Below are 14,813 nucleotides of genomic sequence, written 5' to 3' on the forward strand. Positions count from 1 at the left end.
CTTTTAATTGGCGGCGTCGGGTAACACAAAACCCATCGAGGCATCGATAAATAATCTTTCGTCCATCAGCTTCAGATTTGGCGAAATGATTGGCGTGAAATCCATCTTGTCCAGGATGTCTTCCTGTAAAGAGACTCCCGGTGCAATTTCGATTAAATGAAGACCATCTGCTTTTAACGTAAATACAGCGCGTTCAGTGATGTAACGCACATCAAGTCCACGTTCGAGAGCAATTTTTCCGCTGAAAGTCACTTCAGGTAATTCGTTGACGAATTTTTTCACCCGACCTTCCTGCACGATATTTAACTTGCCATCGGCAACTTCCGTTTTCAGACTTCCGGCAGTTAACGTGCCGCAGAAAATAATTTTTTTGGAGGTGGCGCTAATATCGATAAAACCGCCGGTACCCATGATCTTGCCATTGAATTTGTGTACGCCAACGTTGCCGTGGCGATCGACTTCGGCAAAACTTAAATAGCACACGTCCAATCCACCACCGTGATAGAAGTCAAACTGGGAAGTCATATCCAGAATGGCGCGGGTGTTGACGTTGGCGCCGAAAGCAATACCTTGAGAGGTGATGCCGCCAATCGGACCCGTTTCGACTGTCAGAATAAAATCATCAGCACAGCCTTCTTCGCGAGCGACGAGGCCAATGCCATCGGCAATGCCTACGCCAACGTTGCCGACCGCACCTTTGCGCATTTCAAACAGGGCGCGTCTGGCCACCAGTTTACGCTGATTGAGCGGCAGGGCAGTCTGTTGGCTGTCATCGAGAACAAAATCGCCAGAGATAAAGCGGTTAACCGGCGCGCCACCATACAGTTGCGTTTGGTCGGGGTCGATGACCACAATATCGACCAGATAGCCGGGAATACGCACCGATTTCGGATGCAACGTGGCTTTCTTCACCATCTTTTGCACCTGCATCATCACGATGCCACCGTTATTGTGTACGGCCTGGGCAATCACCAGTGCATCAAGATACATCACTTCATCTTCAAAGGTGGCGTAGCCTTCACTGTCGCAAGTGGTGGCGCGAATAAAGGCGATGTTTGGCGCAATGGCTTTGTAATACAGGTACTCTTTGTTATCAATTTCCACCAATTTGATCAGATCTTCGGTGGTCACTTCATTCAGCTTACCGCCCTGTTGGCGAGGGTCAACAAATGTACCGATGCCGATATCACTAAGGATCCCTGGCTGGTGAGCCGCCGATGCGCGCAGGGTTTGGGTTAATACGCCCTGAGGATAGTTATAGGCGGAAATTTTATTTTGTTCAGCCAGATCGGAGATTCGCGGTGATTGTCCCCAGTGGCCGCATAATGCCCATTTGACTAAACCTTCCTGTGCCAGTGGACTAATTCCCCGGTCGGCCCGGTCACCAAGACCTGTAGGACTAATCAACGCTAAATTTCGTGGTGACTGAGAATTTTTATATTTTTCAGCCAGTGCGTTAATTAATGTTGTTGCTTCGAGAATACCCCCGCCTGCACCTAATACACAAAGAGTTGCTTCATCAGGAATATAATTGACTGCATCTGCAGCGGATAATACGGGTACCCGACCATCTATACGATTTGGCCTTGAAAATTTCATGTGAACTCCAGATTATATGCGTGCGACTACCTGTCGCTATATTCGACAATAATATTGTGAGTTATATAATAACGCTTAATTACCGGCCAGATATCCGTGGTTAGACGAATATCTGGGGTAGGGCATTACTGATATTTATATGGATATATCTGTAATTAAGCTTGATGCAATATTGTCAATACAGTACGCAGGTCGGTGACCGAAATTTGTCCTGGTGCGGAGGCTTTTTTTACTGCCCCAAAGGTTGCCGCTGAACCGAAAACCTCACCAGACAGACGTGAAATCACCCCTGTTTTAGCCATCGACATGGTGATTATCGGGCGATCGGCATAGCGTTCTTGCATTTCCAGCGTGGCACTAAGCAGCGTCAGAACATCCGTTTTATTTTGCGGCATCAAGGCAATCTTCGGGATATCTGCACCAAGTTCCTGCATTTTACGCAGGCGCTGGACAATCTCTTCCGCGGCTGGTGTCTTATGAAAATCGTGATTAGACATAATCACAAAGACATTTTTCGCGTGCGCATGCTCGACGGTCGCTTTGACCAGTTCGTCACCGGTAAACAGTTCCAGATCGATCATATCCACCAGACCGCTGTCTACCGCCGCGCGGTTAAGTGCAACATAGTGCTCGACAGACAGAGCCTGTTCACCGCCTTCTTTGGCGCTACGGAAGGTGAAAAGCAGTGGTTTGTCAGCCATCACATCGCGGATGGTGCGCGCAGCTTCCAACACCGCCTCAATGGAAGAGACATCGGCGAAATGGTCTACGCGCCATTCCAGAATGTCGAAATCCGCTTCGCGATAGGCCAGCGCTTCGCTTTTTACCGTTGCGATGTCTTTACCCATCAGCGAGACAATGATCTTCGGCGCACCCTCGCCAATAACGAGGTTTTTTACGGTTACGGTTTTCATTGATTACCCTTTAACTATTGTACAAATGCTTGCCTGTCAGGCGGCAAAACCCATAACCTGTTTCACATACTCCAGTGGGAAATCTTTCCCGGTCCAGAGCTTGAACTGTTCAGCCCCTTGCCACAACAACATGCCGTAACCATCAATTGTTTTGCAACCAGCACTTTGTGCCTGCTGCAATAATTTGGTCATATGCGGGTTGTAGACGCATTCGGTTACCAGCAGTTCCGGACGCAGCAGGGAAGCGTCGGTCACGAGAGATTCATTTTCCAGCGGCTTCATGCCGACTTTAGTGCCGTTGGTCAAAATATCTGCGCTGGCAAGTGCGTCAGCAAAAGCCTGGCGATCGGCGAGATCGATAACGGTGACCACGCAGTCGGTGTTTTCATTGACGCGTTTGGCAAACTCCTGCGCTTTGGCAAAAAACTCATCCTGGCGGTTAAAGAGTTTAATTTCTTTGATGCCTTCAATCGCTGCCTGTGCACCAATAGCCGTCGACGCACCGCCTGCGCCCAACAGTACCATGGTTTTACCTTTGATATCGAAACCACTTTCCTTAATTGCACGAATATGGCCCGTGCCATCGGTATTGTAACCGCGCAGGTAACCATCATCATTGACGATAGTGTTAATTGCGCCGACCAGCTTGGCTGCGGGTGTTAATTCATCAACATACTCACATGCCAGCTGCTTGTTGGGCATTGAGACCCCGGTACCCCGCATCTTTAAGGCCTTCAGCCCGGCAATGGCATTAGCAAACGTTGAGTTATCAACTTCAAATGCCATGTAAGTGAATGGCAATCCCGCTTTTTCTAATGCCTTATTTTGCATTTCAGGCGACAGACTGTGTCTGATAGGGTAGGCCATCAAACCAATCAGTTCATATTTTGCAGTTACGTCCATTTAATACTCCTTCTAAACAATTTATTGAAAATAACGCTCGCCCAACCGCACATCATTTTTGGGGATATCAAATACGCGGTAGTAACGAATAAAGACGATGATGGCGGTGACAAAAGCCAACAGAGCAAATGCAAGGTCCAGCAAAATAATGTATTGCAGACCAATGTTAGAGAGGTATCCGGTGATTAATGGGATAATAAAGTTGGCTACGCCACCCATCATCATATAAATACTGGTGACTTTGGCTTTGCTCTTGGGAAAGAACTCTGACATCACCGAGACACCGAGCTGTAAAATACCGCCAGCGGCAGAGAATCCAATGAGAAATGAACCTGCGTTACATACCAGCGGAGATGGGTATAAATAAATGACGGCTGCGGTGATGGTTGCCAGTCCGGCGTTAAATACGTTTGCCCAAATAGGTCGTACCCATTTTTTCAACAGTGCGGCAAAGATAAATACGCAGACCAACGAACCCATACTGTAGTAAGAGATTGTTTTCAGTGCGTCGGATTCTGCCATACCGGCAAAGGCCATCGCATATTTCGGCATCCAGACCACGATGACGTAAAAAGTCGAAAAGGCAGCAACACCAAACATGACGGATGCCACACCTTCCAGCCAGACCAATGGTTTACTGTTCATCTGTGGCAGATCTTTCGCGATGCCGGCATCCACCATCTGGCTGGGGAAACGACTTTTTAGCAGCATCAGGGTAATGACTACAAACAACGCTCCCGGGATAATGACCGCATAACCGTACCAGATATGGTTGAGCAGCATGGTGCTGACGACGATGGGGTAGATCATCTGCCCAAACGAGACCATAGCTTTCACCAGGATAACGGCTGAGCCAGAGGCTTTAGGGAAGCATTCCATTAACGCCGGGTACCCACCGGTATCCAGTGCCGAGTTTGCCACGCCAACGCAAACGGCCAGAATAAAGGCAATCATCAGATTAGGGCTGGCGGGAATACCGAAGAAGAACAGTATATAAAGAATAGCCCCTAACAGAATGATAGCCCGACGACCAAATTTATCTGAGAGCACGCCAAAGAATAAGATGCTCACTAGTCGCCCCAGACCAATGCCTGAAATTAAATAGGCAATTCCTGCATTGTCGGTGGAAAACTTTTCTGCAAGAGAGGTCATATTTTGCGCCAGTGTAATGACGCTAATGCCGTGTAGGAAATAACTTAAATAAATACAGGTTATCGCCAAAAGAAATGGCGTATTAAAGGTCTTGCTTTGAGACATTTTCACAACTCCTTGCGGATTTTAAAATTGTTCTGTGCTCGTCGATATTGTTTAAATTGCGGCGACCTTGTAATTAATATACCGGGCAGCAGCCACAGAGCCTACATAGCATGGCGTTTAAGTTACCAGGTATATTGCATAACACACTGTGAAATTGAACTCTGCCAGCCGGTGTTTTGTTGATGTTTTAAAACATATGCCAATTATTTTGCAGAAGGGGGGAACAATATTGCATCCACGCTATTCTACGGCTTGTATCATTTTTAGCTGATGCTTTGACGCGATGTAGCTGCGATAACCAATAAACAACGCCAACAGGAACCCAACAGCGGCTATACCAGTATCAAACCACATGATGTGAGCAATACTGGTTTCTGAGAGTTTTGCTGTTATCAATGGAATGGTGAAGGTCGCAATGCTGCCCGCGCTGTAGTAAATCCCGGTCGCTTTGCCCTTCGCATGCGGAAAGCGTGCGGCCATGAGCGTTAAACCGATTTGCACAACGCCCCCAGCGGAAGAAAAACCGATGACAAACGCAAAGATAATGACCACGTAGGGTGTCGGATGCAGACAAACCATCAGCAATGCGACAAATGAGATAAACGTATACAGCATCAGCATCGATGTCGCGCGTTCTGCTTTTCGCGCCAGCGGGGCGGTGATCAGCACGCACAGTAGAGAGCCGCAGGTATAAATGCTTAACAGTTTGATAGATAACGTATAGGACATTCCTGCGACAAACTGTCCGTATTGCGCCAGCCACTGGCTTACCAGGTAAAATGTTGCCATTGCGATGTAGCCGTACAGGGTGTAACTGGCAAGGTCGAGCAGGGAGCAACGATGTTCAGGTTGTGCGGTTTCTCGTTCAGCAGGTTGTGCCCGGATGACGATATGAGGCCCGGGGTGTGGCGGAAACCGACAGCGAAACAAAAACACGCCGTTGAGTATCATAACGGCAGCCGCCAGCAGGAAGGACCAGCCAAACCAAAGTTCGCTCCACACCAGCAGGCTGATGATCATTGGCAGCAGGAACTGACCGCTGGAGACGAAGGCTTTTATCAAAATATTGGCTGTGCTGGGGGAACGGGGGAATGCCTCCATCAGGCTGGGATAGGTTCCGGCATCGAGAAAACTGTTTGCCATTCCTGCTAAAAAACCAAAAGCATAGGCAAGAAAAATACTGTGAGTATTGATGATGCCAATAAAGAAAATCAGGTAGCAGGTCATACCAAGGATAATAAATGGTCTGCGACCGTAGCGATCGGAAAGCATCCCTGCCACTAATAAAACGCTTAAGCGGCCGATACCGAGTGAGGAAATAACAATCGAGACGCCCGCAGCATTGGTTTGCCACTGTTGTTCCAGCGAAGACATATTGAGGCTCATCAGAATGACCCCCATGCCGTGCACCAGGTAATTTAGGTACAGCCCTATCGCAGTGGAGAAATAGGTGTTTTTCATAATGTGTTACTCAGCGAAGAGGCTAAATAGGTATGGCGTTGCAATCTCTTAACACATACGCTCGAGATCGTGAGCATAGAGTTCAACAGCAGCCGATTGATAGATTTTCCAGTCGAGAAAACCATCGTGGTGATAAACCGCCTGAAAAGCGTTCAGATCGGGGAAAAAACGCATGGTGTTATTACCGATACGATTATTTATTTTGTCGATAATTGCATTAATTCTTAACTTCCTCCTTGCTTTCATTTCTGAACAAATGCGGATGATGTCTTCTGGAATTTCTCTTTCACCCTTTTCCCATTGCTGCCAGGCGGCAACATTGTTATCGCGCGCGATATACCTGGCGCTTTCTTCCACCGTCATAGCAAAAATATGGCGGATCGCCTGTAGTTCTAATGCGTTCATTATTTGGTCACTTCATAAAAGACGGTGGAATAGTAATAACATTGCTGTGGATATTTCTGCTTGAAGAGAGTCACAGTATTTTGTGCAATATTATTTGTTCCTTGACGGGGAAGATAATGTGTTGGTGCGTTAAGGTTGGTGGAGTGGCGCGCGAAAGACAAAAAAAAGCCCAACGTGGGAGTTGGGCAAAGACTACACACAGCAATTCGTTGTTTCACTCAGGGGATTTCCATGCTTATAAATCAATGTGTTGATCTAAAGCCATGAGCTAATAGTAGGCATAGTGATTTTTTACGTCGATCAGATTCATCTCAATAGTTTAAAAACTGTAAAGAATTTGCGACACAAATGATTCTTTAAAGAAGGACGAGGTTGGGTCTAATCCCGCAAGAGGGAGGATTGATTAGTATTGTTAAACAATCAGGCGGCGCTGCCGCCTGATGTTGGATTACTTATTGCGTTCGATTTCAGCAATTTCTTCGAGGATTTCATCCGGATTGGTACCTGGCGCAGGGGCTTCGTTTACCCAGGCGGAGAACAGACGCCAGGAAACGGCCAGCACTACTGGACCGATAAACAGACCAATCATGCCGAAGGCAATCAGTCCGCCGATGACCCCGGAGAGAATCAGGATCAGTGGCAAATCAGCCCCCATACGAATCAGCATTGGTCGAATTACGTTATCCAGTGTTCCGACCACGCCGCTCCACACCAGCAGCACTGTGCCCCAGGTGGAATCCCCCGTCCAGTATAGCCAGATAATGGCCGGAATCAGCACTGGCAACGGCCCCAGTTGCACCAGACAAGACAGTATCATCAATACCGCCAGCAGCGTGGCGTAAGGCACGCCGGTTACCGCCAGACCAATACCCCCGAGCACTGCCTGCACCAGAGCGGTGACCACAACGCCCAATGCGACGGCGCGAATGGCTTGCGCGGCCAGCAGAATGGCAGCATCGCCACGTTTAGAGGCAAGACGGCAGGCGAAGTGACGAATACCTAATGCGACCTGTTCACCGCGCCAGTACAATAGGGCACTGAACAGCAGCATCAGACCACAGTGCATCATAAAGCGGCCGATATGCGCGGCCTGACCGACAAACCAGGTGGTGGTGGTACCGATATAAGGACGAACTTTGGCCATAATGGCCGAACCGCCCATATCCAGTAAACTGTGCCATGCGCCATACATCTTGGCACCCACCAGTGGAATGCTGTTCAACCATGCCAGATCCGGTAGCGTCATATCACCTGCGGTTACGGCATGGATCAGCGGCCCGCTGCCATCGACGATACTGTTAACCAGCAGCGCGATAGGGATGATGAACAACAGCACTAACAACAGTGTCATCACCAGTACGGCAAGTGAACGACGTCCCCAGAGCAATTTTTGTAAGCGTAGCAGGATAGGCCAGGTCGCAATGACAATCGTGCCTGCCCAGGCAAAACCGAGGATAAAGGGTTGCACAATCCAGAGACAGGCCACAATCAGGATGGCTAAAAACAGCACCGATAGCAGCACTTGTGCAATATCCCTGGGCTGACGGAAATTTACCATAAATACTTTTCACCTTTGTCTTTGCGCCAGAACGTTGACGCGACGTGAACACGTTAATCACACTTTATAATGATGAGCAATTTCAGCGGTTTTGAACAGGCGGATTCTGCCTGTAAATCTGCTGAGCGTATTAGAAAAAAATGTGATACAACAAACAAAGCAACACGCAAACGATTAAATTCACAACACAGACCGCAGGAAAGGGTCACTATAATGATTCCACAAATTTCTCAGGCGCCAGGTGTCGTTCAACTGGTGCTCAATTTTTTGCAGGCGCTGGAGCAGCAAGGATTCACGGGTGATACGGCAACGAGCTATGCCGATCGTCTGACAATGTCGACGGATAACAGTATTTATCAGCTGCTTCCTGATGCTGTCGTTTTCCCTCGTTCAACCGCAGATGTGGCGCTAATCGCCCGTCTGGCGGCAGAACCGCTATTCTCTTCGTTGATTTTTACCCCGCGCGGCGGCGGCACCGGGACTAACGGTCAGGCGCTGAACCAGGGCATTATTGTTGATATGTCCCGCTATATGAGCCGCATTATTGAAATCAACCCGCAAGAAGGTTGGGTGCGGGTAGAAGCCGGGGTGATAAAAGACCAGCTTAACCAGTTTCTGAAGCCATATGGCTATTTCTTTGCCCCGGAATTATCCACCAGTAACCGGGCAACGCTCGGCGGGATGATCAACACCGATGCGTCCGGGCAAGGATCGTTGGTTTACGGTAAAACTTCCGATCATGTGTTGGGCATCCGTGCGGTGCTGATGGGCGGTGATATTCTGGATACCCAGCCCATGCCGGTCGAGCTTGCCCAAACGTTGGGTAACAGCAATACCACGATTGGCCGTATCTATAAGACCGTTTATGAGCGTTGTCGCGATAACCGACAGCTGATCATGGATAAATTCCCGAAACTTAATCGCTTCCTGACGGGTTACGATCTGCGGCACGTCTTTAACGATGAGATGACCGAATTTGATTTAACCCGCATTCTTACCGGCTCTGAAGGTACGCTGGCGTTTATCACCGAAGCCCGCCTTGATATCACGCCACTGCCCAAAGTCAGACAGTTGGTTAACGTTAAGTACGATTCGTTTGATTCGGCGTTGCGTAACGCGCCGGTGATGGTGGAAGCGCGCGCATTGTCGGTAGAAACCGTCGACTCCAAAGTACTCAATCTGGCGCGTGAAGACATCGTCTGGCACTCGGTAAGCGAACTGATTACCGATGTAGCGGATAAAGAGATGCTGGGCCTGAATATTGTCGAGTTTGCCGGTGACGACGAAACCTTGATTAATTCGCAGGTCAGCGCACTCTGCGAACGCCTGGATGGGTTAATCGCTCGTCAGGAAGCGGGCGTTATTGGCTGGCAGCTATGTACTGAACTGGCGGGCGTCGAACGAATTTACGCCATGCGCAAAAAGGCTGTCGGTCTCCTGGGCAATGCAAAAGGTTCTGCGAAGCCAATTCCGTTCGCCGAGGATACCTGCGTTCCTCCGGAGCATCTGGCTGACTATATTGCCGAGTTTCGCGCGCTGCTCGACAGCCATGGTCTGAGTTACGGCATGTTCGGCCACGTGGATGCTGGCGTGCTGCACGTCAGGCCGGCTTTAGATATGTGCGACCCGCAGCAGGAAGTGCTGATGAAACGCATTTCTGATGATGTCGTCGCGCTGACGGCAAAATATGGCGGTTTGTTGTGGGGTGAGCACGGGAAAGGTTTTCGTGCGGAATACAGTCCGGCGTTTTTCGGTGATGAACTGTATCGTGAACTGCGCAAAGTGAAATCGGTGTTTGATCCGCAAAACCGGCTCAACCCCGGCAAAATCTGTCCACCGGAAGACGTTGATGCGCCGATGATGAAAGTGGACGCGGTGAAACGCGGAACGTATGACCGTCAAATCCCGCTGGCCGTACGCCAGGAGTGGCGTGGGGCAATGGAGTGTAATGGCAACGGGTTATGCTTTAACTTCGATGCGAAAAGCCCCATGTGTCCGTCGATGAAAATCAGCCTTAACCGTATCCATTCTCCGAAAGGGCGAGCTACGCTGGTACGTGAATGGCTGCGTCTGTTGGCCGATCGCGGGATCGATCCTGTGCAACTGGAAAAAGAACTACCGGAAAAACGCGCCAGTTTACGCACGCTGATTACCCGTACCCGCAACAGCTGGCATGCACGCAAGGGTGAATACGATTTCTCGCACGAAGTAAAAGAGGCGATGTCAGGTTGCCTGGCGTGTAAAGCCTGTTCCACACAGTGTCCGATTAAAATTGATGTGCCGGAGTTCCGCTCACGCTTCCTGCAACTGTACCACACGCGTTATCTGCGCCCGTTGCGCGATCATATGGTGGCGACCGTTGAGAGCTATGCACCGCTAATGGCGCGGGCGCCTAAAACGTTTAACTTCTTCATCAATCAGCCGCTGGTGCGAAATCTGGCTAAAAAGCACATTGGAATGGTTGATTTACCGCTATTGTCTGCGCCGTCGCTGCAACGCCAACTGGTGGGGCATCGTTCTGCCAACATGACGCTTGAACAGCTCGAATTACTCAGCCTCGAGCAAAAAGCCCGCACGGTGCTGGTGGTACAGGATCCGTTCACCAGCTATTACGATGCGCAGGTGGTGGCTGATTTTATACGTCTGGTAGAAAAACTGGGTATGCAGCCGGTACTGCTGCCGTTTTCGCCAAACGGCAAGGCGCAGCACATTAAAGGCTTTTTAAACCGTTTTGCCAAAACGGCGAAAAAGACATCCGAGTTTCTTAACCGGGTAGCGAAGCTGAATATTCCGATGGTGGGTGTTGATCCGGCGCTGGTGCTTTGTTATCGCGATGAATACAAGCTGGTGCTGGGAGAACAGCGGGGTGATTTCCATGTGCTGCTGGCCAACGAATGGTTATCTAAAGCAGTGGAAACACAGCAGTCAGTCGCTGTTGGCGGTGAACCGTGGTACTTCTTTGGCCACTGTACCGAAGTGACGGCTTTGCCGGGCGCGTCTGCACAGTGGGCGACTATTTTTGCTCGCTTTGGCGCAAAGTTGGAGAACGTCAGCGTGGGGTGCTGTGGTATGGCTGGCACTTACGGTCACGAAGTGAAGAATCACCAAAACTCATTGGGTATCTATGAGTTATCATGGCACCAGGCAATGCAACGATTGCCACGTAACCGTTGTCTGGCTACAGGGTACTCCTGTCGCAGCCAGGTTAAACGCGTTGAAGGTACGGGCGTTCGCCACCCATTACAGGCACTGCTGGAGATTATAGGATGATCTGGAAACGTGAAGTCACACTCGAGGCGCTCAATGCCATGGGTGAAGGAAATATGGTTGGGTTGCTCGATATTCGTTTTGTGCACATTGGCGACGATACGCTGGAAGCTACGATGCCGGTGGACCATCGCACCAAACAACCCTTTGGGTTGTTACACGGCGGCGCATCCGTGGTGCTGGCGGAAAGCATTGGTTCGGTAGCTGGCTACTTGTGTACTCAGGGTGAGCAGAAAGTGGTGGGCCTGGAGATCAACGCCAACCATATCCGTTCTGCACGGGAAGGGCTCGTCAGGGGCGTATGTCGCGCGTTACATACAGGTTCTCGTCACCAGGTGTGGCAAATAGAAATCTTCGATGAGCAGGGTCGATTGTGCTGCACGTCGCGTCTGACGACCGCAATTTTGTGATGCATATTGCTTTTGGTCATTATCTGCACAGGGAATGGTGTTATACTGTGCAGGTTTTGAACACAAGCGAGGATGATATGTCTACCCAATTAGACCCTGCCCAACTGGCAATAGAATTTTTACGTCGTGATAAAACCGATCTTTCACCGGCTCAGTACCTGAAAAGGCTGAAACAGCTTGAGCTGGAGTTTGCAGATCTGTTGGCGCTCTCTTCCACTGAACTGAAAGAAGAGATCTATTTTGCCTGGCGCATGGGCGTTCATTGATTCCGGTATGCTTATCGTAACGAAACCCCGACACGCGTTCGGGGTTATTTTTTGCCTTAAATCTTCATTACCACTTCATCTCGCCGCTGTTAACTTTTGCACTTAGTTCCAGCGAGCTTACGTCTGCAAGGCCTGGCCATGCTGCCGTCATGGTTTTAATCACATAACCCGATCCTTTTTTCGCCCCTAGCGCCTGCTCAAACGACTGCAAATAGTCCTGGGTGAAGCGAATAGCTTTATCACCGGTTGGGCGGTCGCCAATGTAATGACCCGGTACCACCTGAGTGGGCTGTAAGCTCTGCATTTCGCTCAGTACGCTACGCCATGCACTACGTTGTTGTTCAGACTGTGTATCCGCCGTCCAGACGTGAATACCTGAAGCCACGCCTGTGCCGCCAATAATGGCTCGATTCGCCGGGATCCAGATATACGCTGCATAATCGTTGGCGTGACGCAGTTCCAGCGTTTCGTCATCAACCGTGAACTGCGTTTGCGTAGTCGCCTGCGGAACGGTGAGCGATGTTGGTGCGCCGTCCTTCATTTGCGGGCCCCAGAACTGCAGCTTGGCCTCTTTGGTGGCGCGGATATGGTCTACCACCTGCGGCGTTGCCAGGACTTTTACCTGTGGGAAGGCCTCAACGATGGGCTGCAAACCAAAATAGAAATCCGGATCGCCGGAGGTGATCACAATAGCCTTCAGCGTTTTACCGCTGGCTCGAATCATTTGCACCAGTTGTTCGCCATCTTTGGTACTGAACTGGGCGTCAAACAAAATCGCCTCTTTTGGGCCAGACACCAGCGTCGAAGAAACCGGGAAAATAGCCTTATCCTGTGGATTATAGACGTCCAGCTGTAGCGGCGCGGCGAAAGCTGAAGACGCAAACAGAGGTAACAGCAGAGCCAGAGTTTTAACTTTCATACCAGGTAACCTTGTGCAGGAAATTGTCTTTTGATAGTTCCCGTATTTTAAGGATATTCGGATCTGTTAGAATTCCCTCATTAGGACATGCTGAGTTTCATAAAACGATCGGATGGGAACAATGGACAGAGTGATGGCGGCAACGGTATTCAACCATATCTGTGATTTGGGTAGCCTGAGCGCAGCCGCGCGTGCGTTGGGGCTTTCCCGTCCGATGGTCAGTCGTTATCTCGACGAGATGGAAAAATGGGCAGGCGCAAGGCTTATCCATCGCTCATCGCGTCGCTTGACGATCACGCCAGCGGGTGAAGAGGCATTAGTGAAAACACGTTCTCTGGCGCAACTTTCGCTGGATATTGGTGCCGCCAGTGCCGCGCAAATTCCCTCCGGCACGCTACGTGTAGCCTGCGCCCATTTTACCGCGATGCATATTCTTGCTCCGGTTCTGCCGACGTTTATGGCGCAATATCCGCAATTACGTATTGAGGTGGAGATCAATAATCAACCGGTAAGCCTTGTGGGGGAACGCATCGATGTGGCGATCCGCATAACAGATAATCCAGAGCCAGGGACTATTGCCCGTCGGTTGGGCGACTGTAAATCGGTGCTTTGCGCGTCTGCAGATTATCTGCATCAACATGGCACACCTGAGACAATCGACGATCTCACACGGCACAATTGCCTGTACTACAGCGGTTTTGCCGGACAATCCTGGCACTTTTTGGATCCTCAGGGGCAGTCTGTCTCCGTTGCAATTAAAGGGAATTTGAGTGCAGGGATCTCTTCGCTGCTCTGCGAGTCGGCGGTGGCCGGAATGGGGATCGCGTTGGTGCCAGAGCTGGAGGCGCAGGAAGGGCTGGAGCAGGGAAAGCTAATTCGATTACTGCCAGAACTTCAACCTAAATGCCTGCCGATTTATGGTTTATACCTTTCACGTGAACATCAACCCGCAGGGCTACGCCTGCTGCTGGACACGCTCAGTGAGGCACAGCGTTAAATATGTGATTGAACGCGTTTATAAAATAGTCAAACCGCAATTAGTGTTAAAAAAAACTAATCGGTGTATGAGATTCTTCTTATCGCCCCTTCAAGAGCTAAGCCAATATGAGTGCCGGAGATAAGCGCCGGATGGGGCCGGAACCCTTAAGCCTGCCAGCAAGCAGACTTAAGGGTTTTTTGTTGTTTGTTTATTATTTGAATTGTTTTTCCCTACCTTCATCCCCACCTATCCTTTAAATAGACATTTTCTATACATCTTTTGTCATTTGACCTGACTGAACGATTGGATTTTCATAATCCATTATTAATCAATGCATTGAACAAAATAATCCATCCCTGTAAACCCTCGCTGCAGGGTCTATGCTTAGTAAAAGTAGTCAGAAAGGGCGATTAACCCGAATGCCCCTGCTGTTGAGGGGTTGAAGTGATAATCATTATCACTAACATGGTGTTATAGCTTAAAAGCTAGTGACTCGAGGTAACTCTATGGAATTGCATTCAGGAACATTTAACCCGGACGATTTTGCCTGGCGTGGGCTGACGTTAACGCCAGCGGCTGCGGCGCATATCCGTGAACTGGTGGCAAAGCAACCTGACATGTTGGGTGTGCGTCTAGGTGTGAAGCAAACAGGGTGCGCGGGATTCGGCTACGTGCTGGATACCGTCCGCCAACCCGAAAAAGACGATCTGCTGTTTGAAACGGAGGGCGCCAGACTTTATGTGCCGTTGCAGGCGATGCCGTTCATTGACGGTACAGAAGTCGATTTCGTTCGCGAAGGATTAAACCAGTTATTTAAATTTCATAACCCGAAAGCCCAGAACGAATGCGGCTGTGGCGAAAGTTTTGGGGTATAG

General features: G+C 49.7%; 13 protein-coding genes and 1 other RNA gene. 5 read left to right on the forward strand and 9 right to left on the reverse strand.

Going from position 1 to position 14,813, the window contains the following annotated elements:
* Positions 1 to 3: 3 nt before the first annotated feature.
* From OGY33_RS20405 to ydiK, 8 genes are all read right to left on the reverse strand, one after another.
* A complete protein-coding gene (locus OGY33_RS20405) occupies positions 4 to 1,599 on the reverse strand; it encodes an acyl CoA:acetate/3-ketoacid CoA transferase (RefSeq protein WP_048214317.1) in 1,596 nt (531 codons plus the stop codon).
* A gap of 155 nt (positions 1,600 to 1,754) precedes the next feature.
* The gene (aroD, locus tag OGY33_RS20410; RefSeq protein ID WP_128611895.1) at positions 1,755 to 2,513 is read right to left on the reverse strand and encodes a type I 3-dehydroquinate dehydratase; all 759 of its coding nucleotides are present in this window, start codon (positions 2,511 to 2,513) and stop codon (positions 1,755 to 1,757) included.
* A 36-nt stretch (positions 2,514 to 2,549) separates the two neighbouring features.
* On the reverse strand, positions 2,550 to 3,416 hold the full coding sequence (gene ydiB / locus OGY33_RS20415; RefSeq protein ID WP_003836604.1) for a quinate/shikimate dehydrogenase: 867 nt from the start codon (positions 3,414 to 3,416) through the stop codon (positions 2,550 to 2,552).
* Between the two features lie 21 nt (positions 3,417 to 3,437).
* Complete coding sequence (locus OGY33_RS20420) at positions 3,438 to 4,673, reverse strand: MFS transporter (protein WP_032943180.1); 1,236 nt, start codon at positions 4,671 to 4,673, stop codon at positions 3,438 to 3,440.
* A gap of 240 nt (positions 4,674 to 4,913) precedes the next feature.
* Positions 4,914 to 6,134, reverse strand: a complete 1,221-nt coding sequence (locus OGY33_RS20425; protein WP_103014613.1) for an MFS transporter — start codon at positions 6,132 to 6,134, stop codon at positions 4,914 to 4,916.
* A gap of 48 nt (positions 6,135 to 6,182) precedes the next feature.
* Positions 6,183 to 6,539 (reverse strand): YdiL family protein, encoded by a 357-nt coding sequence (locus OGY33_RS20430; RefSeq protein WP_008784601.1) that lies wholly within the window; start codon positions 6,537 to 6,539, stop codon positions 6,183 to 6,185.
* Between the two features lie 157 nt (positions 6,540 to 6,696).
* Positions 6,697 to 6,804, reverse strand: an RNA gene (gene rprA, locus OGY33_RS20435) — antisense sRNA RprA.
* 183 nt (positions 6,805 to 6,987) lie between these two features.
* Positions 6,988 to 8,097, reverse strand: a complete 1,110-nt coding sequence (gene ydiK / locus OGY33_RS20440) for an AI-2E family transporter YdiK (protein ID WP_003832632.1) — start codon at positions 8,095 to 8,097, stop codon at positions 6,988 to 6,990.
* Positions 8,098 to 8,310: 213 nt separating this feature from the next.
* Here ydiK and ydiJ point away from each other — a divergent pair, with 213 nt between their 5' ends.
* The 3 genes from ydiJ (at position 8,311) to OGY33_RS20455 (ending at position 12,040) form a co-directional block, all read left to right on the forward strand.
* Positions 8,311 to 11,367 (forward strand): D-2-hydroxyglutarate dehydrogenase YdiJ, encoded by a 3,057-nt coding sequence (gene ydiJ, locus OGY33_RS20445; protein WP_103014615.1) that lies wholly within the window; start codon positions 8,311 to 8,313, stop codon positions 11,365 to 11,367.
* A complete protein-coding gene (gene menI, locus OGY33_RS20450) occupies positions 11,364 to 11,774 on the forward strand; it encodes a 1,4-dihydroxy-2-naphthoyl-CoA hydrolase (protein WP_008784603.1) in 411 nt (136 codons plus the stop codon). Before ydiJ ends, menI begins: the two co-directional genes overlap by 4 nt.
* A gap of 77 nt (positions 11,775 to 11,851) precedes the next feature.
* Positions 11,852 to 12,040: a YdiH family protein gene (locus tag OGY33_RS20455; RefSeq protein WP_003030540.1), complete on the forward strand. Its 189-nt coding sequence runs from the start codon at positions 11,852 to 11,854 to the stop codon at positions 12,038 to 12,040.
* Between the two features lie 67 nt (positions 12,041 to 12,107).
* Here OGY33_RS20455 and OGY33_RS20460 read toward each other — a convergent pair whose 3' ends face one another.
* Entirely contained in the window at positions 12,108 to 12,959 is an 852-nt protein-coding gene (locus tag OGY33_RS20460) for a Vmh family MBL fold metallo-hydrolase (protein WP_032943195.1), read from the reverse strand.
* A gap of 121 nt (positions 12,960 to 13,080) precedes the next feature.
* On the opposite strand from OGY33_RS20460, the gene OGY33_RS20465 reads away from it, so the two are divergent.
* Together OGY33_RS20465 and sufA are read left to right on the forward strand one after the other, a co-directional pair.
* A complete protein-coding gene (locus OGY33_RS20465) occupies positions 13,081 to 13,956 on the forward strand; it encodes a LysR family transcriptional regulator (protein ID WP_048214311.1) in 876 nt (291 codons plus the stop codon).
* Positions 13,957 to 14,444: 488 nt separating this feature from the next.
* Entirely contained in the window at positions 14,445 to 14,813 is a 369-nt protein-coding gene (gene sufA / locus OGY33_RS20470; protein WP_003832645.1) for a Fe-S cluster assembly scaffold SufA, read from the forward strand.

The organism is Citrobacter sp. Cpo032 (genome assembly GCF_030332975.1).
Taxonomy (GTDB): Bacteria; Pseudomonadota; Gammaproteobacteria; order Enterobacterales; family Enterobacteriaceae; genus Citrobacter; species Citrobacter portucalensis.